Origin of the sequence: Acinetobacter sp. YH12134 (assembly GCF_013418555.1) — a bacterium.
Taxonomy (GTDB): domain Bacteria; phylum Pseudomonadota; class Gammaproteobacteria; order Pseudomonadales; family Moraxellaceae; genus Acinetobacter; species Acinetobacter indicus.
The window spans coordinates 26490-46024 of sequence record NZ_VPBT01000016.1 but is presented as its reverse complement, the minus strand read 5'-3'; the positions used below and the strand labels follow the sequence as shown (position 1 = coordinate 46024).

Genomic DNA, 19535 nt, shown 5'->3' with positions numbered 1-19535 from the left:
CTAAAGCCAGCTCAAATGGATACTTGTTGTATGCAATGTTTTAAGAATGCTGAGGAAATATCGGCCGTTTCAGTGCTGGACCGTGCCTTTCATTATGGCGATGGCTGCTTTAGTACCGCGCGCATCCGCAATGGCCAGATTGAACTGGAGGCCTTACATCTGCTCCGGTTACAACGCGGCTGTGAGCGTTTGTATTTAAATGCCAATCTGGCGTTTATCCAGCAGTCGATTCAACAGCTGCAGCAGCATTATCCGCAGGTTAATGGCACCTTAAAAATCATCATCAGTCGGGGAGATGGACAGCGCGGTTATAGCCTGCCCGCACAAGATGCTGATGTCTGGGTCTTTTTTTATCCTAAAGCAGTGGATGATTTCCACTATGAAAAAATCGCCAGTGGTGTGTTGAAACAAGCGATGGGACTGAGTATGCCGCAGCTGGTCGGTATTAAAAGCCTGAACCGTTTAGAACAGGTGATACTGAAAAAAGAAGCCGATGCGCAGGGCTGGCCAGAAGCCTTGGTGACTGATGTGCAAGGCTCGGTTGTTGAAGGGGTGAGCAGTAATTGTTTCATTCTTATAAACAATGAATGGATTACGCCGGAACTTCGCTATAATGGCGTCCACGGCGTGATGCGGGCTGAAATTCTGGCCCGTATGCAGCAGCACGGCATTTCCTGTCGCCAGCGTTATGTCGATATGGAAGAAATTGCGCAGTTCCAGAGTCTGTTTTTCTGTAATGCGCTCAGTCCGATGAAAATCGTGACCCAGCTCGATGCACGCCTTTTAGATGTTCAAGCCTGTATTGAACTGTTTAATCGTCTTCAATTGAATCAGATGCATTAATATGTCTTCATCCCGCTCTAAAACGAAAAAGAAAAACAAGCCTCGCTCCCCATTACCGATTAAAGGTATTTTAACCCTGTTATTGGGCGTACTCCTCATTGTCGTGGTGATGCTCTGGTCCAGCCTGTTTAAAGACTATCCGGTAAAAGGCCAGAAAGAATTACTGGCCATTGGCGATGGCGATACCTATTCCGGTTTTATTGATCGTCTGGAAAAAAATGATCAGGTCAGTTTCCCGATTATTTTGAAGCTGTATCAGAAAATCATGATTCATGATTCGATGAAAGCCGGGGTTTATGAAATCCAGCAGGGCATGAGCATCCGTGAAGTCATGGAAATGATCTCCAATGCGGAAAATGCGCAGATGAACCGGATTCTGGTCATTGAAGGCACCACTTTTAAACAGCTGGTACAGCGTCTGCAAAAGGATGAACTGGTGACTAAAGAAGTCAGCCATCTTCCGACCGATCAATTATTAAAAGCGCTGAATATTCCGTTTGAGCATCCAGAAGGCCTGTTTGCGCCAGATACCTATTTCTTTGCCAAGGGCGAATCGGACCGTAAAATTCTGACCGATTTATATCAGCGTCAGATGAAAGCACTGGATGAAGCCTGGGCCAACCGTGCACCAGATTTACCGTACAAGAATAAATATGAAGCGCTGGTGATGGCGTCGATTATTGAAAAAGAAACCCATGTCGATAGCGAACTGCGTCAGGTCTCTGGCGTATTTGTGCGCCGTTTAAAGATAGGCATGCGTTTACAAACTGACCCAACCGTCATTTACGGGATGGGCGACAAATATCAGGGCAATATTACCCGTAAGGATTTACGCACCCCAACCCCGTACAATACCTATACCATCTATGGTTTGCCGCCAACACCAATTGCACTGCCAAGCAAACGCGCGATTGAAGCAGCAATGCATCCGGATGATTCCGACAATCTTTATTTTGTCGCCACCGGTGATGGCGGACATAAATTCAGTACCAATCTGCAAGATCATAACCGCGCAGTTCAGGAATATCTGGCGGTCATTCGTGCGAAGAACAAGGAGTGAGCATGTTTATTAGCTTTGAAGGCACCGAAGGGGTAGGTAAAACCACGCTCATCCGTCGTATTTATGAACATTTGCAGGCCCAAGGCAGTGAAGTAGTGCTGACCCGTGAACCGGGTGGCACCCCGATGGCCGAGCAGATTCGCAGTCTGCTGCTTTCAGTCAATCATGACGAGCAGATGTGTAATGATACTGAATTACTGCTGGTGTACGCAGCACGCGCCCAGCATCTGGCGCAGGTGATTCTGCCTGCACTGGCAGCTGGCAAAACGGTACTCTGTGACCGCTTTACTGATGCCAGCTTTGCCTATCAGTGTGCTGGGCGTGGCCTAAGCCGGGAAAAGTTGCAATTGCTGAACCAGAATTTTGTTTCGCACATGCCGGCTCTGACTTTCTGGCTGGATGCACCGATTGAACTGGGCATGTCCCGTGCGCGTGAACGTGGTGCGCTGGACCGTTTTGAACAGGAAAAAGTCACCTTTTTTGAAAAGGTGCGTGCTGGTTATCAGGAGTTGTGGCAGGCAGAACCAGAACGGATTAAACGTTTAGATGCCACCCAAAGTCCGGATCTGGTCTTTGCCGAGGCGCTCAAATATTTACAGACAGTTGCTGCTTAAATTTGGGTCAAGACTAAAAATCTTCTATAGTAGCGTGATGATAGAGGATTTTTTGATCACAATGAAAAGTAACCGTGCTGAAATTATTGAATTTTTACAACAAGAATTTCCCCAGAGCCTGGAAAAATGCGAGATTGATGCGGTCACGCCCATGGGTGCCTGCTTGACCTATCGGGTTGGGGAAAGTGAATTACGTCCGGGCGGCATGATCTCTGGTCCGACCATGATGACAGCCGCGGATCTGGCTTTATATGTGGCGATTCTGGGCCAGATTGGGATTGTCGGGTTGGCGGTTACCACCAACCTGAATATCAATTTTTTACGCAAACCGGCCGGTGGACAAAACCTGCGGGCGGAATGCCGGCTCATGAAACTGGGTAAAAGTCTGGCCGTGGGTGAAGTCTGGATTTATTCAGTCGGGCAGGAGGAACCGGTGGCGCATGTGACCGGAACCTATTCAATTCCACCCCAAGTGGCTTGATTCTCAGGCCACTTGTTCTTTTGATCTGGCTCGCCTTATTTTGCTTGCTTCAGTTTCTTCGCCAATCTGATGCTTCCAGCTTTTTATTTTTTGAAGCCTATTTAATTCGCCGAAAAGCACCCTCCGAATTATTTAAAACTTATCCTTATATTTCAGCAAAATCGCTTTATTGATTTACATGATGTTACTTATTAATTACTCAAAGTTACATATCTTAAATCTTACTCCAATCAGATGGTTAATTTTTAACCTTAAATATTTCATTCTTTGTCTAAGGTGTTGTTCCCTCAAAAATTGCACTAGGCTCTAGGCCTGTTGAAAAATGATCAAATGAGGGGGGAAATGCTTAAATTTAAAAATAAAATGATCCAGGGCGCAATTTTCGATATGGATGGCACAATGTTTGATACTGAGCGTTTACGGTTTCAAACCTTGAAACAGGCATCTCGGGAATTGATTGGAGTGGAGTTCAGCGATGACTATTTAATGGGGTGTCTGGGCCTGAGTGCGCGCAGTGCCAAACAGCTGGCACAGGCTGAATATGGTGAAGATATTCCCTATACTGAAATTCGCCAGCGTGCCGATGAGCTGGAACTGGAAAGTGTGCGTCAGTTTGGTGTGCCGATTAAAACTGGTTTGCTACAGGTGCTGGAGCGCTTGCGTAAATCCGGGCTGCGCATGGCAGTGGCGACGTCCAGTCGCCGTGCCATTGCCGAAGAATATTTAATTAATGCCAATGTCTATAAATTTTTTGATGTACTGGTGTGCGGAGATGAAGTCCAACGTGGCAAACCGCATCCGGAAATTTTCCTGACCGCTGCGCAAAAGTTGAATCTCTCCGCCAGTGACTGTTTCATGTTTGAAGATTCAGACAATGGTGTGACCTCGGCCTATGAGGCGCAGGGCATTACCGTGCTGCTGCGGGACATTAAAGCACCGAATGAACAGATGCTGTCCAAGGCGCATTACTACTATGAAAGCATGGAAGATTATCTGGAAGATTTAAACCTGTATATTCCGGCCTTGGGGATGCCCAGCCTGCAGGAAGCTTTTCCACAAACCTTGAGCCAGCTAACCGTCGGAATCCATGGCTTTGGTGCGATTGGCGGCGGTTATCTGGCACAGGTGTTATCGCATTGGGATGGTTATACCCGTCCGAAACGGATTTATGCCTCTACCCGTAACCAGCTGTATCGCTCTGCGGTGAATGCTTTTGGCACCTATTGCATTCGTTATGGACAAATGTCCTATGATGAGCGTATTGAAAACATGAGCATTATTGATGCAGATAACCTGCAGCATATGCAGGAAATGTATATCGAATCCAGCTTGATTGCCTTGTGTCTGCCAGAAAAAGCGCTGAGCAGTGAAGCTGAGGTGATTGCGCAAGGCCTGTATGCACGTTATCTGGCCCATCAGGACCAGCCGGCTGCGCCTTTAACCGTGCTGATTATTTTAAATAAAGTTGGTGCCAAGCAGTTATTGCTGGAGCATATCCGTAAAGCCCTGGTGGCCTTAAGTGATGTGCAGACCGCACAAGCCATTTTAGCGCAGCATTATTTCTGCGATACCGTGGTCAACCGTATGGTATCCAAACTGACTGACCAGAACCTGTACCGTCAGCTGCGAATTAAATACAACATCTTCAAGCAGTCGCAGACAGAAGATGAAGCCGAGCCGGTTGAAATTGAGGATAACACCCGTTTGCAGCCGGAGCAGGAACGTCAGGCCAGCCTGTATGTGGAAGATTTGCGCCGTAATTTCCAGCCGAGTCATATTCTACAGACCATGGATCTTATTCTGTTTAATGCAGAAATTGACATGCCGATTTATGTGGAAAATGCCAGTCCATTACTGCAAAAAATGCGGCAGATGATTCTGATCGAAGACATCAGTGAAATCCAGCTGATTAAAAACCGGCTCTGGAACGGGGTGCATGCCATGCTTGCCTGGTATGCCAGCCTGCGTGGTCATCAAACCATTGGTGTGGCTCTGGCCGACCCGCAGATTGAACAGTTCATGCAGCAGTTGTTACAGCAGGTTCAGCAGGGACTGGCGGTGGTGTTACCACACCGACAGAAAGATCTACATGCACTGGCACAAAGTTTTGCAAACTCCTGTGTCCATGCCTATAAAGACCCATGTGCACGGGTGGCGCGTGATCCGCTACGCAAGCTCAGTGCGTCCGAACGGGTGTTAGGTTCAATTGCCAGCAATGCTCAGGCCGGGTTGCCGTATCAGTTTTTGGCACAAGGTGCTTTATTGGGCTATGTCTATGCGGTGCAAACCCATCAGCTGACCGAGGCGCAGGCTTTGGCACATTTACAGACACAATTGCAGCAGCCACATTTCTCGGCACAAGTGGCACTGACTTTACGTAATTATGTGCAGACCTATCTGCCGCAATTGCTGTCCGGAGTGCTAGAACCTGAGCAGTTGCCATTATTAAAGCCAACCTCGAGTGCAGCGCAATATGCTTCAACTTGAGGAACCATCCGGCTGAAACCATTTTTGGCTGATCCCAATAAAAAACCGAATCACATCCTGCGATTCGGTTTTTTATCTTTCAGAACTGAAGATGTAAAAGCATTTTAAGCCGGCACATCCTCATTGACCAATGGCGTTTCTACCTGGAAGTTTGGCGGCGTGAGGACAGTTTTACGCAGCTCATCTGCCAGTTCTGGATAATCCAGGGTGTAATGCAGGCCACGCGATTCTTTACGCTGCATGGCACAGCGCACAATCATTTCTGAAACCAGCACCAGATTACGCAGTTCAATCAGGTTTTTACTGACTTTGTAGTCCTGATAATACTCGGTAATTTCACGTTTCAGCATTTCAATACGGTGCAGGGCACGTTGCAAACGCTTCGTGGTGCGGACAATTCCGACGTAGTTCCACATGGTGGCGCGCAGTTCATCCCAGTTTTGTAGAATCACCACATCTTCATCGGGATGGGTCACTTGAGAATCATCCCAGGCCGGCACATTTGGTGATTGATAATCGGGCTTGAATTCAGCCTGAATATGTTCAGCAGCACTCATGCCATATACAAAACATTCTAAAAGTGAGTTACTGGCCATACGGTTAGCACCATGCAGGCCGGTATAAGACGTTTCACCAATGGCATACAGGCCGGCAATATCGGTCTGGCTGTGTTCATCAACCACTACACCGCCACAGGTATAATGCGCTGCCGGGACCACCGGAATCATATCTTTGGTGATGTCGATGCCCAATTCCAGTAAACGCGCATACAGGGTCGGGAAGTGTTCTTTAACAAACTCGGCCGGTTTATGGGTGATGTCTAGCCAGACATGACGAATCCCCAGACGCTTGATTTCAAAGTCAATCGCACGTGCCACAATATCACGTGGCGCCAGTTCGGCACGCTCATCGAAACGTAGCATAAAGCGTTCCCCATCTGGCAGGCGTAAATAGGCGCCTTCGCCACGCATGGCTTCGGTAATCAAGAAGGAACGGGCTTGCGGATGGTATAAGCAGGTCGGATGGAACTGGTTAAATTCCATATTGGCGACGCGGCAACCGGCGCGGTAGGCCATGGCAATCCCGTCACCGGTGGCAATATCCGGGTTAGAGGTGTACAGATAGGCTTTCATGGCACCGCCGCAGGCTAGGGCGGTAAAGGGCGCCAGGAAGGTATCAATCTGGTCGGTGTTTTCATCCAGGGCATACAGGCCCAATGCACGATTGTCACCGGTTTGACCGAGTTTCTGTGTGGTAATCAGGTCAATGGCAACAAAGTTTTCAAAAATCTGGATATTCTGTTTTTCTCTGGCCCGCTGGACCAGTGTCGTTGAAATGGCACGTCCCGTGGCATCTGCCGCGTGAATGATCCGGCGCTGGGAGTGGCCGCCTTCACGGGTTAAATGCAGTTGTTCCTGTTCATCGAGGGTAAATTGAACGCCATGTTCAAGCAGGAAATCGACCGAAGGTTTACCGCCCTCTACAGTTTGCTGCACGGCATTCAGTTCACATAAATGCGCGCCTGCAATCATTGTGTCATCTATATGCTGTTGAATAGAGTCGGTTTCATCCAGTACGGCTGCGACCCCACCTTGGGCATAAAAGGTGCTGGCATCAGTCAGGGCCGACTTGGCCAGCACGGCAATTTTAAAATGAGCTGGTAATGACAGTGCCAGACTTAAACCTGCGCCGCCACTACCCACAATGATCACATCAAAATGATGAGTTGCATGTAAATTAGACATGTCCATCAGCTAATTTGAAAAAAGTCTGGTAATGACAACGCTTTTTAAAACAAAAGGCAAGGGTCAAGATGCTTATTAATGATGAGAAAAAGCAATAAAACTCCATTTTATAAAAAATGGCATAAGCACTTGTATCCTGTTGAGGAATTGAACATATTATTACGAAATCTTAAAAAGCGTTATGTTAAAAACAGAACATCACATTTTTATAAACAAATTGAGTGAATGCTATATATGAATAATCGCTACTTACAGAAGGGTCTCTATGCAGCTGTGTTCACTATGGCATCTGTTCAAGCACAGGCCTCTACTTCAGTAGATTTTTCCAACCTGGTTGAACAGGTCAGCCCCGGTGTTGTCAGTGTCAATGTGGTCAAACGTTTAAGCCAGGAAGAGCTGTTACAACAACAGGTTCCGGAACTGTTACGCCGTTTCTTTGGCGATGGGGTGGTGATTCCGCAGCGTCAGGCACCACAAGAAAAAACCGGTTATGGCAGTGCCTTCTTTATTAGCAAAGATGGCTACCTGCTCACTAACCACCATGTGATTGAAAATGCCTCCAAAGTCACCATTGTCCTGAATGATCGCCGTGAAATTGATGCCACTGTAGTCGGCAGTGATGAGCGGACCGATGTGGCCTTGCTGAAAGTATCTGGCAGCAATTTCCCTGAACTGCGTACCGGTAATGTTGATCGCCTGAAAGTTGGTGAGCCGGTGCTGGCGATTGGTTCACCATTCGGTTTTGACTATTCCGCCTCTGCCGGTATTGTCAGCGCCAAAATGCGTAACATGATGGGGGAAACCTCGGTACCGTTTATTCAGACTGACGTTGCCTTAAACCCGGGTAACTCGGGTGGACCGCTATTTAACCAGCGCGGTGAAGTGGTTGGGGTCAACTCGCGTATCTTTAGTGGAACGGGCGGCTATATGGGCCTGTCTTTCTCGATTCCAATTGATGTCGCCATGGAAGTGGCAGACCAGTTAAAACAGCATGGTAAAGTCACCCGTTCCTATTTAGGTGTGAGCCTGCAGGATATTGACCGGACGCTGGCAGAATCGTATCGACTGGATAAACCGGAAGGGTCCTTAATTACCCAGGTGGCACCGGATTCTCCAGCCTCCAAAGCCGGCTTGCGTGCCGGTGATGTGATCTTAAAATACAACGGTACCCCAATTTCGCGCACCAGCGAATTACTCAATTATCTGAACCGTACTGCACCTAAACAGACCATCCAGCTGGAAGTTTTACGCGATGACCGTCGCCGGAATATCTCGGCTACTTTAAGTACTGCACCGGATGACACCCCGGCCAAGAGCAATGTTACGCCAAGCCAGAATAAAGGCCCGGTACTTGGGGTCGCAATCCGGAACCTGTCAGCAGCAGAAATGCGTCAGCTGGAAATTAAAGGCGGCGTGCTGATTCAGGAAGTCCGTCCGGGCAGTATTGCAGCGCAGTCGCGCATTTTACCGGGTGATGTCATCGTACAGCTGAACAATAGCCCAGTCACCGACAGCAACAGCTTTGTTCAGGCGGTTTCGCAGCTGAAAAAGGGCAGCGTGGCGCGTGTGACCTTAATCCGTCAGGGACAACGTGCTATTGTCGGCATGCGAATTTCCTGATCTGAGCCAGTCGAAAACCACAGCCTGCTGTGGTTTTTTTTATTTTTCAATTTATCTGGGGCCAATTTTCAGTAGACTAGGGGCCTCAATAGCCGATGCAGCAGTACAGTAACAGAGCATGAGCAGTACATTTTTTGATTTAAAACTTCAGGTTCAACCCGAGCATATCGACAGTCTGGGCCATGTCAACAACGTGGTTTATGTACAGTGGATGCAGGATGTGGCCAGCGCCCATATTGAAACCTTAGGCCTGGGCATGGCGCAGTTTCTGGAAATGAAACATGCCATGGTGGCGGTGGAGCATCATGTGCAGTATCGCAAGCCTGCATTTGCCGGTGAAGAGCTGATTTTAAGAACCTGGCTCAGTGAAATTAATGCGCTGTACCTGTTTCGCCAATATGTGTTTTATCGTCCGCAGGATCAGAGCGTATTATTTGTCGCGCAGACCAAATGGGCTTGTGTGGAAATTGACAGCGGCCGTCCAAAACGCATGTCGCCAAGTTTTTCCCAGGCGTATCAGCCTATTCCAGCCGATCTGAATCCGATGGATTTTAACCAGTATCCGCCACAGCCGGCATAAGCATCGTCACTGGCCGGTTTGTATCGGATGATCTAAAACCGGCCGGGCCGAAAAGCTTTGCATTATTTTGGATACTTTAAAAAATCCATCTGCTATAATCCTTCGCAATTTCTATTCGGCTTTTGCTGTGCACTGAATCTGGTTTGCATAGCGCGTTATTTTTTAAGGTAGCCCATGGCGCAAGCTAAAAAATCTGTTGATATTAAAAACATTCGTAACTTCTCGATCATTGCACATATCGATCATGGCAAGTCGACCCTTGCGGATCGTTTCATTCAGACCTGTGGCGGTTTGCAGGATCGCGAAATGCAGGCGCAAGTACTGGACTCAATGGAACTTGAGCGTGAACGTGGGATTACCATTAAAGCGACTTCGGTGACCTTGTACTATACCCATCCGAATGGTCAGGAATACCAGTTAAACTTCATTGACACTCCGGGACACGTTGACTTTTCTTATGAAGTTTCACGTTCACTGGCAGCGTGTGAAGGCGCACTACTGGTGGTTGATGCTGCCCAGGGCGTAGAAGCACAATCGGTCGCCAACTGCTATACCGCGATTGAGCAGGGTCTGGAAGTGCTGCCAATTCTGAACAAGATTGACCTGCCGCAAGCAGAGCCTGAACGCGTGATTCAGGAAATTGAAGATATTATTGGTATTGAAGCAACCGATGCGCCGACCTGTTCAGCCAAAACTGGTCTGGGCATTGCAGGTGTTTTAGAGCGTCTGGTCGATGTCATTCCAGCACCAACCGGCGACCGTGATGCGCCATTACAAGCTTTAATTGTCGACTCATGGTTTGATAACTACCTGGGTGTTGTGTCTCTGGTGCGTGTGAAGCAGGGCCGTGTGCGTAAAGGCGACAAGATGTTGATGAAGTCAACCGGTCAAACGCACATCATTACCTCTGTGGGTATTTTCAATCCGAAACATACTGAAACCGATATTCTGGAAGCGGGCGAAGTCGGCTTCGTGATTGCCGGCATTAAAGACATTTTTGGTGCACCAGTCGGCGATACCATCACTTTGGCAACCACGCCAGAAGTGGAAGTGTTACCGGGCTTCAAGAAAGTAAAACCGCAGGTCTATGCCGGTTTGTTCCCGATTGATGCCAGCGATTTTGAACCGTTCCGTGAAGCACTGCAAAAGCTGCAAATCAATGACTCGGCGCTGTTCTTTGAACCAGAAAGTTCGGATGCGCTCGGTTTTGGTTTCCGCTGTGGCTTCCTTGGTATGCTGCACATGGAAATCGTTCAGGAACGTTTAGAACGTGAATACGATCTGGACCTGATTTCTTCTGCGCCTACGGTTATTTATGAAGCCGTAATGAAAAATGGCCAGACCGTGTACATCGACAGTCCATCGAAAATGCCAGACGGTTCCACTGTTGAAGACTTACGTGAACCGATTGCCGAATGTCACATTCTGGTGCCGCAAGAATACTTGGGTAACGTCATGACCTTGTGTATCGAGCGTCGTGGTGTGCAAAAAGACATGAAATTCATGAGTAATCAGGTATCCATTACCTTTGAAATTCCAATGGCCGAAGTGGTGATGGATTTCTTTGATAAATTGAAATCCTGCTCACGTGGTTTTGCATCACTAGATTACAACTTCGTGCGTTTTGAAAGTTCATCGCTGGTAAAAGTCGATGTCTTGATTAACGGTGAAAAAGTCGATGCGCTGGCGATGATCTGTCACCGTCAGGATGCCCGTCACCGTGGTATTGCGCTGGTTGAAAAAATGAAAGACCTGATTCCACGTCAGATGTTTGATGTCGCAATTCAGGCGGCCATTGGGGCGCAAATCATTGCCCGTTCAACGGTAAAAGCCATGCGTAAGAACGTATTGGCCAAATGTTATGGCGGTGACGTTTCGCGTAAGAAGAAACTGCTGGCCAAGCAGAAAGAAGGTAAGAAACGTATGAAGCAAGTGGGTAGCGTTGAAATCCCACAAGAAGCGTTCTTAGCTGTATTAAAAGTCGAACGCTAATAAGATTAGAAGGATAAACGCCCATGGATTTTGATTTTAATTTGATCCTCGTTCCTGCCACGCTGTTTTTTATTGCTGTGTGGTTGCTGGATAAATTTGTCTTCAAGCAAAGACAGACCAAAGGGCGGGGCAATGAAAATTTCATTATCACATGGGCGTATGACTTCTGGCCGGTACTGGCCGTTGTGCTGGTGCTGCGTTCGTTTTTATATGAGCCGTTTAATATCCCGTCAGATTCAATGGTGCCAACCCTGGAGACCGGGGATTTTATTCTGGTAAATAAATTTGACTATGGCGTGCGTTTGCCAATCGTCAACAGCAAAATTATTGATACCGGTTCGCCAGAACGCGGTGATGTGGCGGTGTTCCGTTATCCGCCACAACCAAGTATTAGCTACATTAAGCGTATTGTGGGTTTGCCCGGCGATCATATTGTTTATGATCATGGTCAATTCACCATTAACGGTGAAAAGGTGCAGAAAGTTGCGCTGGACTTTAGCCGTGAAAAAGACAGCCTCGATACACCAAACTCGATTTACCATCAGGAAACTTTAGGCAAGCATACTTTTACCATGCGTGAACTGGAAGGCGTAAACGTGGCGCGTCAGGCACCCTTTATTAATTATGTCGAAAATGGTAAATATGCTTCTACAAATGGTTTATATTGGGAAGTCAAAGTTCCAGAAGGTCATTACTTCGCGTTAGGGGATAACCGCGATCAGAGTGCTGACAGCCGTTTCTGGGGTTTTGTACCTGAAGAAAACCTGACCGGCCGTGCCGTCTATATCTGGATGCACAAAGAGCCTGGTTTTAAATTGCCGTCTTTTAGCCGAAATGGCAGCATAGATTAAAATCATCCATTAGGAAAATAACAAAATGCGTCATCAACAAGGGGCATCGTATATTGCAATTCTGGTTGCAATTATTGGTTTTGCTTTTATGGCAAAAATTGCAGTTGCGGTTTGGGGACCGTATTTCGATGATCGAATGCTGGATAACCAGATTAAAGAGCAGTTGATTCATGGACCCAAAAACCTGAGTCCGCAAAAATTCATTGGGGAAATGGATAAGCGTTTAAGTATGAACAATATTCGTGATATTAAATTTGCGGATGTTGCCCAGGTCACCAATGTAGATGGTCTACAGGTGAAGAAAGACTATGAGATAAGAAAACCGTTCTTATTGAATATTGATATTGTCATGAAATTCGAGAAAAGTTTTGATCAAAGCTCAGTCCAAGCTCAATGAAACGCGTTTGGCCAGCCGCATCGGATACCAGTTTAAACAGCCGGATCTGCTCAAGCTGGCGCTGACGCATCGTTCGGTCAGTCACAAACACAACTATGAACGCCTAGAATTTCTAGGCGATTCACTTTTAGGGATGATTATTGCCAACTATCTCTACACCGCCTATCCGCAGGAAAACGAAGGGCGGCTGACCCGTATGCGCGCAACGCTGGTGCGTCAGGAAGCGCTGGGTAAAATCGCCAATGATTTAAAACTCAGTCAAAATTTAATTCTCAGTACCGGTGAATTGAAATCAGGCGGTCATCATCGCGAGTCTATACTTGCAGATGCAGTCGAGGCGATTATTGGTGCGATTTATATCGACTGTGGGGATTTAAACCTGCTACAGACGATTGTGTTAAAATGGTACGTGCCTTATCTGGATCATATTGAGCCGACCGATCAGCTCAAAGATCCAAAATCACGCCTGCAAGAGTATTTACAAGCACGTAAAAAACCTCTCCCAGTTTACGAGGTTGTAGATATTCAGGGTGATGCCCCGAACCAGCATTTCAAGGTGGAATGCCGGGTCGATGCTTTACCGGTAATGAAAGGTGAAGGTTCTAGCCGCCGCTTTGCCGAGCAGGCAGTTGCCGCGGAAATTTTAAAACTCTTGGAGCAAACGTCTCAATGACAATCCATTCCGATCACAACGATGCTGATCACGAGTCGCAAAGCGACAGCCACGATTTAATCAATCAATTCTTCAGTTCACAAGGTCAGGAAATTCCATCGGATTACCGTAGCGGATTTGTGGCCATTGTGGGCCGGCCAAACGTGGGTAAATCTACCCTGATGAACCACCTGTTGGGTCAAAAACTGTCTATTACCTCGCGTAAGCCACAAACCACCCGTCATAAAATTGTCGGGATTGATTCGCGTGAAAAATCTCAGGCAGTGTATGTTGATACTCCGGGGATGCACAAAAAAGAAGTGCGTGCCATCAACAAAATGATGAACCGTGCCGCGCACTCGGCGCTGCGAGATGTGAATCTGGTATTATTCGTCGTCGATGCACAAAAATGGACCCAGAACGATGAACTCGTACTGGAGAAATTGAAAAATGCAGAGATGCCGGTCATTCTGGTGATCAATAAACTGGATACCTTCGAGAATAAAAATCAGGCGCTGCCGCTGATTCAGGAGCGTGCCAAGCTGATGAACTTTGCAGAAATTGTGCCAGTATCCGCGCTGCGTGGTGCCAATCTGGAACATCTGCGTGACACCATCGAGCAGTATCTGCCATTCCAGCCACCGTTATATTCATTTGATCAGGTCACCGACCGTTCCGAGCGCTTCCTGGCCTCTGAAATTATTCGTGAAAAAATCATGCGTCAGCTCGGTGAAGAGTTGCCATATGATTTAACCGTACAGATTGAATCATTTAAAACCGAAGAGCCGGCTTTAAATGAAAAAACCGGTCGTATGAAACCGGCCTGTACTTATATTGATGCCACCATCTTCGTAGACCGTCCGGGCCAAAAAGCCATTGTGATTGGTGAAAAAGGTGCTAAGCTGAAAAAAATCGGGATGGATGCCCGTGTCGATATGGAAAAAATGTTCGAACAGAAAATCATGCTCACGCTTTGGGTGAAAGTCAAAGGTGGCTGGTCAGATGATGAACGTGCATTAAAAAGCTTGGGATATAGCGATATCTAAGCCATGAAACGAGGAACTGTAATGACCAAAATTGCTGTGATTTTAGCCTGCATGTTCATGCTGCAGGGCTGTATTCATAAGGTGGTTACAGTTCCGGTTAAAGTGGCCTATAAAACCACCAAAGGCGTGGTCAAAGGCACGGCCGCTGTGGTCGGTGCAGTCATTCCCGATGGGGATGAAGAAGATGAAAGCAAAAAGAAAGATGATTAGGCTGATATCCTGCCCGCATGCGTAATGAAGTCTTGCATGGCTACCTGATCCATCATCGTAAATACCGCGAGCGTAGTCATATTGTGCATCTGTTTACCCAGGAATATGGGCGGATTGATGGTATTTTAAGACAAACCCCGCCACCACAATATCAACCGATTAGCCTGCAGGCCTCGGGTAAATCTGAACTGAAAAATTTTACCAAACTGGAAATTATCAACCAGCCCGTATTTTTCTTTGGCGATGCCTTTTTCTCCGGTTTTTATCTGAATGAAATTTTGCTGCGTCTGTGTCCGCTCGAAGTCGAGATGCCCGAGACTTTTCTGCAATATGCCACGACTTTGCAGCAATTGCAGCAGCTGTCGAGCCATCCGCAGCCGAACAGCTTTTTAAGACAGATTCTGCGCCAGTTTGAGCATGTGTTGCTGCAAGAACTGGGTTATGCCATCGACTTTGAAGTGGATGCCAACCAGCAGCCGATTGGTGCAACGCAGCAGTACCAGTTTTTATTAAATGAAGGCTTTATGCCAACGGCGCAGGCTTCCCGTTCTGGTTTAAGTGGCGCGCAGATTTTGAGTATGCGTGACCATGAAAAGGGTAGGGATTTTAATCCAAAACAGTTACAATTACTGTCTAAATTATATCGGCAGATGATCAGCTCCCTGCTGGGAGATCGGCCGTTAAAAAGTCGTCAATTGTGGATACAGAACTCCCAAACACAATCGTAATTAGGAAAAGAGTATGGCTGCATTACTTGGTGTAAATATTGACCATGTTGCAACATTGCGACAAGCACGTGGCACCACTTACCCAGATCCGGTCAATGCCGCACTGATTTGTGAACAGGCTGGTGCAGAGGGTATTACCTTGCATCTGCGTGAAGATCGTCGTCATATTCAGGATGATGATGTGCGTCGTATGCGTCCATTGCTGAAAACCCGCATGAATCTGGAAATGGCGGTGACTGATGAAATGGTCGAGTTCGCCAAAGAAATCAAACCGCATCATGTTTGCTTTGTCCCGGAAAAACGCCAGGAAGTCACCACTGAAGGTGGACTGGATGTGGTCGGTAATTTTGCGGCGGTAAAAGCGGCAACGCAGGCTCTCTCTGTTCTGGGTTGTGATGTCTCCCTGTTTATTGATGCTGACTTTGCCCAGATTGATGCCGCAGTTGCTTGTGGTGCACCAACCATTGAAATTCATACCGGTGCCTACGCCGATGCTGAAACCGCAGAGGCGCAGCAGGCTGAGCTGGAACGTATTGTGAAAGGTGCCGAATATGCCGCAGCCAAAGGTCTGGTGGTGAATGCCGGCCATGGCCTGAATTTAGATAACGTGACGCCGATTGCCGCAATTCCGCAAATTCACGAACTGAATATTGGTCACTCGCTCATTGCCGATGCGGTGTTTGTGGGTCTGGCCCAAGCTGTACAGCAAATGAAAGCAGCGATTAAAGCTGCACGATAATCCTGAAGTTTTTGTATGTCGACAATCAATTATGATGAACTCATGAAGCCGGTGATCGGCTTCCTGGGCTGTGAAACCCCGCAAGCCTGGCTGGACGAAGCACTGAATAATCTGGAAATCCTGATGCAGGATCATGCCAACTGCGAGAAAAAAGCCGCCGGTACAGCCATGAACCTGATGTTCCGCTACAGCTTCTTTACCGATTTGCAGGTAAAGCTGGCGCAACTGGTTCGTGAAGAAATGCTGCACTATGAACAGGTGCTGGAATTCATGAACAAACGCGGACAGGAGTGGAAAGGCTTAAGCGCAGGTCGTTATGCTGGCGGCTTACGCAAAGAAATCCGTACCTATGAACCAGAAGCGTTAATTGATGTACTGGTGATTGGTGCCTTTGTAGAAGCGCGTTCCTGTGAGCGTTTTTATGCCTTGGCACCGCATGTTGATGAAGAGCTGGGGCGTTACTACCGCTATTTGCTGAAATCTGAATCGCGTCATTATGAAGATTATCTGGCACTAGCATTGGACGTTGCCAAAACTGCCAAGCTAAAAAATCCGGAAGAAGATATTCAGGGCCGGATTCAGCATATTCGTGAAGTGGAAAAAAATCTGATTTTAAGCCCGGATGATACTTTCCGTTTCCATAGCGGTGTGCCGGCGCAGGCAGCTTGAAACAGTCAATATTTTTTGAGAGAAAACGGGACTTCGGTTCCGTTTTTTTATGGCTGTGAGAAGGGGAATCAGGGCTGATTTACCTGTTTTTGAAGATAGATGCTCTGCTGATCTGGCGATTGACGTCTCGCCATTAGATCGCTCGGGAAGATCCTAATCTTCTTTTTTTATAACCTTCAGATGTGAATCGCTGTAGGAATTAAAAAGATTGAAAGCTATAAATTTTGGCAATAAAAAAGCCCAAGTCTTAAATGCTTGGGCTTTCTTGAATTTGGCTCTCCCACCTGGGCTCGAACCAGGGACCTGCGGATTAACAGTCCGTCGCTCTACCGACTGAGCTATGGGAGAATCTGAATGCGATTATAGAGGGATTTTGGCAGGGGTCAAGCGAAAACTGTCATCTTTTTTACATTTAAAGTTTATATGCTTTTTATTTGTGCAAAATAAAATAAAACACGAAAAAATCTTGCAAAGCAAAAAATCTGTTGTTAGATTAAATTCAGAAAGTCGTTTGACCAAATGGTTAAACAGTGTGGATTTAAACCAACTTGCCAGCACAAAAATGGCTAAATCGGAGACAGCGAATGAATACGCTCAGCATCCCTGAAATTTTTGCAAATCTCAATTTTTACAAAGACAACTACCTTTCTCTTATCAGCAATCCAGCAGATTATTATACGCCTGTTGCTTCGGCCTATATCAACATATGGCCAGTCGGGCATGTCGATCTGTATCTGGGCGATTTGCTGCAGCTGTGGTTTAGTGAAAAATGGCTGATCAATGGGCCATGTTTCCAGCTTTCAGAGCATCCGGATCATGCAACCCGCACGCCATTACAGCGCAGCCAGGATTTATACCTGTATCAGCTTGCCGGCAGTGCCTTGTCGGGTAGTAACCGCTGCCGGGTCTGGTCGGCTTCTGAACAAAAAAAACTGCGGGTGAGTCTGGATAGTGCCTTTAAATATTACTGTATTTATAAGGGTACAGACCGTCCTGACATCTCACGCAGTCAGCTCATTCAGGCGCTGAAAAAGGCCATCTAACCGTTATCTATGGTCCGCTGAATTGAGCGTTTAGAGTTAAATCAGGCCATAAAAAAACCGCGAACAGGTCGCGGTTTTTTTATTGCTCAGAAGAGATTATTGAGCAGCTTTTTCAGCTTCGATCGACGCAATCGCTTCATCAACGCCTTCGATTGAATCCGCCGCTTTCTTGATACGCGCTAACGCATCTACCAGCACTTCATCAGCCGTTGCATAAGAGATACGCATGAAACCGCCTAAACCGAATGCATCACCTGGAACCACGGCAACGCCCGTTTCTTCCAGTAACCATGCAGAGAATTCTGTGCAAGATTTTAAGCCTTTAGCACGAATCAGTGGTTTGATGTTGGCGTAAGCATAGAACGCACCATCTGCAGGTAAGCAAGAAATACCTTTGATGTCGTTCAGGCCGTTTACCACCAGGTCATGACGGCGTTTAAACGCTTCAATCATTGGTTGTAGAACGTCTTGAGGACCATTTAATGCAGCTTCTGCAGCTACTTGTGAAATAGACGTCGGGTTAGACGTAGACTGAGACTGGATTTTTTTCATCGCGCCGATCAGTTTAGCAGGGCCCGCTGCATAGCCGATACGCCAGCCAGTCATGGCATAGGCTTTAGACACACCGTTTAACACGATAGTGCGGTCATACAGGTCTGGTGCAACAGTAGCGATGTTGTAGAACTCGTCATCCCAGCGGATTGGTTCGTACATGTCGTCAGATGCGATATACACTTCTGGGTATTTACGCAGTACTTCAGCCAGAGCTTCCAGTTCAGCTTTGGTGTAGATCATACCTGTCGGGTTAGACGGGCTGTTCAGTACCACTAAACGGGTTTTGTCTGTGATGGCTGCTTCTAACTGAGCAGGAGTGATTTTGAAGCGTTGTTCTTCACCACATTTCACAATCACTGGCACGCCTTCAGCGATGATGACCATATCTGGATAGCTTACCCAGAATGGTGCAGGGATGATCACTTCATCACCTTTGTTTAACAGTGCAAGTGCCAAGTTAAAGAATGATTGTTTACCACCGCAAGACACCAGAATCTGGTTGGCTTGGTAGTCAAGGTTATTGTCACGTTTTAGTTTCGCAATAATGGCTTTTTTCAGGCCTGGCGTACCGTCAACAGCGGTATATTTGGTAAAACCGTTGTTAATCGCTGCAATTGCTGCATCTTTGATGTGTTGTGGTGTATCGAAATCCGGTTCGCCTGCACCCAAGCCAATTACGTTATGACCAGCAGCTTTCAATTCAGCAGCTTTGTTTGTCACAGCAAGCGTTGGGGACGGTTTGATGGCATTTACACGATCAGAGAGACGTACGTCCACGGCAGTATTCCTTCTTATAGGGATTAAAAAATAAAAAGCACACTATCTTAGCTCAAAAATAGTCACTTCGTCGTTTAAAATCTCAACAAATTAATAAAAAATCACGAAATTTGTGCTTCTGCGCCTCAAAATAAGGCATTTTTGAGAATAAAAAGCCGGAGGCTCGCTTCTGACTGCAAAAAACCTTAAAATAGCGCTAATTTGATTTGAGTTATCGTCATGAGTAAGCAGCAGCCTACTTCAAAAAAACCTGTGGTAAAACTCCCATTCCCAATGCCATCTGCGGAAGAAAAAGCCCAGATGGATGCCTTGCATAATCAGGTTCGTCCTAAAGACGAAGGTTATGCCGACAAGCTGTTTCCACCACCACGTGGGACCCGTAAATCTATGGGTAAACGCTAAGAAAAATGCCACGTTCTGTGGCATTTTTTATGGGCGCTTGATGG

General features: G+C 47.0%; 20 protein-coding genes and 1 tRNA gene. 18 read left to right on the top strand and 3 right to left on the bottom strand.

Annotated elements, in window-relative coordinates:
* Window positions 1-30 precede the first annotated feature (30 nt).
* The 5 genes from pabC (at window position 31) to mtlD (ending at window position 5485) form a co-directional block, all read left to right on the top strand.
* A complete protein-coding gene (pabC, locus tag FTU69_RS10225) occupies window positions 31-843 on the top strand; it encodes an aminodeoxychorismate lyase (protein WP_152342235.1) in 813 nt (270 codons plus the stop codon).
* Window position 844: 1 nt separating this feature from the next.
* Window positions 845-1903 carry an endolytic transglycosylase MltG gene (mltG, locus tag FTU69_RS10220; RefSeq protein ID WP_168381670.1) on the top strand — a complete coding sequence of 353 codons (1059 nt, stop codon included), beginning with the start codon at window positions 845-847 and terminating at the stop codon, window positions 1901-1903.
* Window positions 1904-1905: 2 nt separating this feature from the next.
* On the top strand, window positions 1906-2517 hold the full coding sequence (gene tmk, locus FTU69_RS10215) for a dTMP kinase (RefSeq protein ID WP_160232527.1): 612 nt from the start codon (window positions 1906-1908) through the stop codon (window positions 2515-2517).
* 61 nt (window positions 2518-2578) lie between these two features.
* Complete coding sequence (locus tag FTU69_RS10210; RefSeq protein ID WP_180103838.1) at window positions 2579-2998, top strand: PaaI family thioesterase; 420 nt, start codon at window positions 2579-2581, stop codon at window positions 2996-2998.
* 342 nt (window positions 2999-3340) lie between these two features.
* Entirely contained in the window at window positions 3341-5485 is a 2145-nt protein-coding gene (gene mtlD, locus FTU69_RS10205; protein ID WP_180103837.1) for a bifunctional mannitol-1-phosphate dehydrogenase/phosphatase, read from the top strand.
* A gap of 104 nt (window positions 5486-5589) precedes the next feature.
* On the opposite strand, the gene nadB is transcribed toward mtlD, so the two are convergent.
* Window positions 5590-7236, bottom strand: a complete 1647-nt coding sequence (gene nadB, locus FTU69_RS10200; protein ID WP_005176669.1) for an L-aspartate oxidase — start codon at window positions 7234-7236, stop codon at window positions 5590-5592.
* A 228-nt stretch (window positions 7237-7464) separates the two neighbouring features.
* Here nadB and FTU69_RS10195 point away from each other — a divergent pair, with 228 nt between their 5' ends.
* The 11 genes from FTU69_RS10195 (at window position 7465) to FTU69_RS10145 (ending at window position 16714) form a co-directional block, all read left to right on the top strand.
* A complete protein-coding gene (locus FTU69_RS10195) occupies window positions 7465-8850 on the top strand; it encodes a Do family serine endopeptidase (RefSeq protein WP_104469870.1) in 1386 nt (461 codons plus the stop codon).
* A 118-nt stretch (window positions 8851-8968) separates the two neighbouring features.
* Entirely contained in the window at window positions 8969-9430 is a 462-nt protein-coding gene (locus FTU69_RS10190; RefSeq protein ID WP_163145962.1) for a thioesterase family protein, read from the top strand.
* Window positions 9431-9604: 174 nt separating this feature from the next.
* The gene (gene lepA, locus FTU69_RS10185; RefSeq protein ID WP_005176673.1) at window positions 9605-11422 is read left to right on the top strand and encodes a translation elongation factor 4; all 1818 of its coding nucleotides are present in this window, start codon (window positions 9605-9607) and stop codon (window positions 11420-11422) included.
* 23 nt (window positions 11423-11445) lie between these two features.
* Entirely contained in the window at window positions 11446-12273 is an 828-nt protein-coding gene (gene lepB / locus FTU69_RS10180) for a signal peptidase I (RefSeq protein ID WP_016660031.1), read from the top strand.
* A 25-nt stretch (window positions 12274-12298) separates the two neighbouring features.
* Window positions 12299-12670 carry a DUF4845 domain-containing protein gene (locus FTU69_RS10175; protein WP_005176678.1) on the top strand — a complete coding sequence of 124 codons (372 nt, stop codon included), beginning with the start codon at window positions 12299-12301 and terminating at the stop codon, window positions 12668-12670.
* Window positions 12642-13343, top strand: a complete 702-nt coding sequence (gene rnc, locus FTU69_RS10170; protein ID WP_005176685.1) for a ribonuclease III — start codon at window positions 12642-12644, stop codon at window positions 13341-13343. Before FTU69_RS10175 ends, rnc begins: the two co-directional genes overlap by 29 nt.
* Window positions 13340-14368 carry a GTPase Era gene (era, locus tag FTU69_RS10165; protein ID WP_005176687.1) on the top strand — a complete coding sequence of 343 codons (1029 nt, stop codon included), beginning with the start codon at window positions 13340-13342 and terminating at the stop codon, window positions 14366-14368. Before rnc ends, era begins: the two co-directional genes overlap by 4 nt.
* Before the next feature lie 21 nt (window positions 14369-14389).
* On the top strand, window positions 14390-14578 hold the full coding sequence (locus FTU69_RS10160) for an NF038104 family lipoprotein (protein ID WP_005176688.1): 189 nt from the start codon (window positions 14390-14392) through the stop codon (window positions 14576-14578).
* A gap of 17 nt (window positions 14579-14595) precedes the next feature.
* Window positions 14596-15306, top strand: coding sequence for a DNA repair protein RecO (locus tag FTU69_RS10155; RefSeq protein WP_005176690.1), 711 nt, complete (start codon window positions 14596-14598; stop codon window positions 15304-15306).
* A 13-nt stretch (window positions 15307-15319) separates the two neighbouring features.
* The gene (gene pdxJ / locus FTU69_RS10150; RefSeq protein ID WP_016660036.1) at window positions 15320-16045 is read left to right on the top strand and encodes a pyridoxine 5'-phosphate synthase; all 726 of its coding nucleotides are present in this window, start codon (window positions 15320-15322) and stop codon (window positions 16043-16045) included.
* A 15-nt stretch (window positions 16046-16060) separates the two neighbouring features.
* Window positions 16061-16714: a tRNA-(ms[2]io[6]A)-hydroxylase gene (locus FTU69_RS10145; RefSeq protein ID WP_005176696.1), complete on the top strand. Its 654-nt coding sequence runs from the start codon at window positions 16061-16063 to the stop codon at window positions 16712-16714.
* A 272-nt stretch (window positions 16715-16986) separates the two neighbouring features.
* On the opposite strand, the gene FTU69_RS10140 is transcribed toward FTU69_RS10145, so the two are convergent.
* Window positions 16987-17062 (bottom strand) — tRNA-Asn (locus FTU69_RS10140).
* Window positions 17063-17298: 236 nt separating this feature from the next.
* Here FTU69_RS10140 and FTU69_RS10135 point away from each other — a divergent pair.
* Complete coding sequence (locus tag FTU69_RS10135) at window positions 17299-17757, top strand: hypothetical protein (protein ID WP_180087914.1); 459 nt, start codon at window positions 17299-17301, stop codon at window positions 17755-17757.
* Window positions 17758-17853: 96 nt separating this feature from the next.
* Here the strand turns inward: FTU69_RS10135 and FTU69_RS10130 are convergent, their stop codons facing one another.
* Entirely contained in the window at window positions 17854-19089 is a 1236-nt protein-coding gene (locus FTU69_RS10130) for a pyridoxal phosphate-dependent aminotransferase (RefSeq protein ID WP_005176698.1), read from the bottom strand.
* Window positions 19090-19308: 219 nt separating this feature from the next.
* Between FTU69_RS10130 and FTU69_RS10125 the strand changes: the two genes are divergently transcribed.
* Window positions 19309-19491 carry a hypothetical protein gene (locus FTU69_RS10125; RefSeq protein WP_005176699.1) on the top strand — a complete coding sequence of 61 codons (183 nt, stop codon included), beginning with the start codon at window positions 19309-19311 and terminating at the stop codon, window positions 19489-19491.
* The last annotated feature ends 44 nt before the right edge of the window (window positions 19492-19535 follow it).

Bases quoted from the DNA above. Each gene is read 5' to 3' on its own strand.
- pabC (WP_152342235.1), top strand. From the start codon at position 31: ATGCAATGTTTTAAGAATGCTGAGGAAATATCGGCCGTTTCAGTGCTG.
- mltG (WP_168381670.1), top strand. From the start codon at position 845: ATGTCTTCATCCCGCTCTAAAACGAAAAAGAAAAACAAGCCTCGCTCC.
- tmk (WP_160232527.1), top strand. From the start codon at position 1,906: ATGTTTATTAGCTTTGAAGGCACCGAAGGGGTAGGTAAAACCACGCTC.
- FTU69_RS10210 (WP_180103838.1), top strand. From the start codon at position 2,579: ATGAAAAGTAACCGTGCTGAAATTATTGAATTTTTACAACAAGAATTT.
- mtlD (WP_180103837.1), top strand. From the start codon at position 3,341: ATGCTTAAATTTAAAAATAAAATGATCCAGGGCGCAATTTTCGATATG.
- nadB (WP_005176669.1), bottom strand. From the start codon at position 7,236: ATGGACATGTCTAATTTACATGCAACTCATCATTTTGATGTGATCATT.
- FTU69_RS10195 (WP_104469870.1), top strand. From the start codon at position 7,465: ATGAATAATCGCTACTTACAGAAGGGTCTCTATGCAGCTGTGTTCACT.
- FTU69_RS10190 (WP_163145962.1), top strand. From the start codon at position 8,969: ATGAGCAGTACATTTTTTGATTTAAAACTTCAGGTTCAACCCGAGCAT.
- lepA (WP_005176673.1), top strand. From the start codon at position 9,605: ATGGCGCAAGCTAAAAAATCTGTTGATATTAAAAACATTCGTAACTTC.
- lepB (WP_016660031.1), top strand. From the start codon at position 11,446: ATGGATTTTGATTTTAATTTGATCCTCGTTCCTGCCACGCTGTTTTTT.
- FTU69_RS10175 (WP_005176678.1), top strand. From the start codon at position 12,299: ATGCGTCATCAACAAGGGGCATCGTATATTGCAATTCTGGTTGCAATT.
- era (WP_005176687.1), top strand. From the start codon at position 13,340: ATGACAATCCATTCCGATCACAACGATGCTGATCACGAGTCGCAAAGC.
- FTU69_RS10160 (WP_005176688.1), top strand. From the start codon at position 14,390: ATGACCAAAATTGCTGTGATTTTAGCCTGCATGTTCATGCTGCAGGGC.
- FTU69_RS10155 (WP_005176690.1), top strand. From the start codon at position 14,596: ATGCGTAATGAAGTCTTGCATGGCTACCTGATCCATCATCGTAAATAC.
- pdxJ (WP_016660036.1), top strand. From the start codon at position 15,320: ATGGCTGCATTACTTGGTGTAAATATTGACCATGTTGCAACATTGCGA.
- FTU69_RS10145 (WP_005176696.1), top strand. From the start codon at position 16,061: ATGTCGACAATCAATTATGATGAACTCATGAAGCCGGTGATCGGCTTC.
- FTU69_RS10135 (WP_180087914.1), top strand. From the start codon at position 17,299: ATGAATACGCTCAGCATCCCTGAAATTTTTGCAAATCTCAATTTTTAC.
- FTU69_RS10125 (WP_005176699.1), top strand. From the start codon at position 19,309: ATGAGTAAGCAGCAGCCTACTTCAAAAAAACCTGTGGTAAAACTCCCA.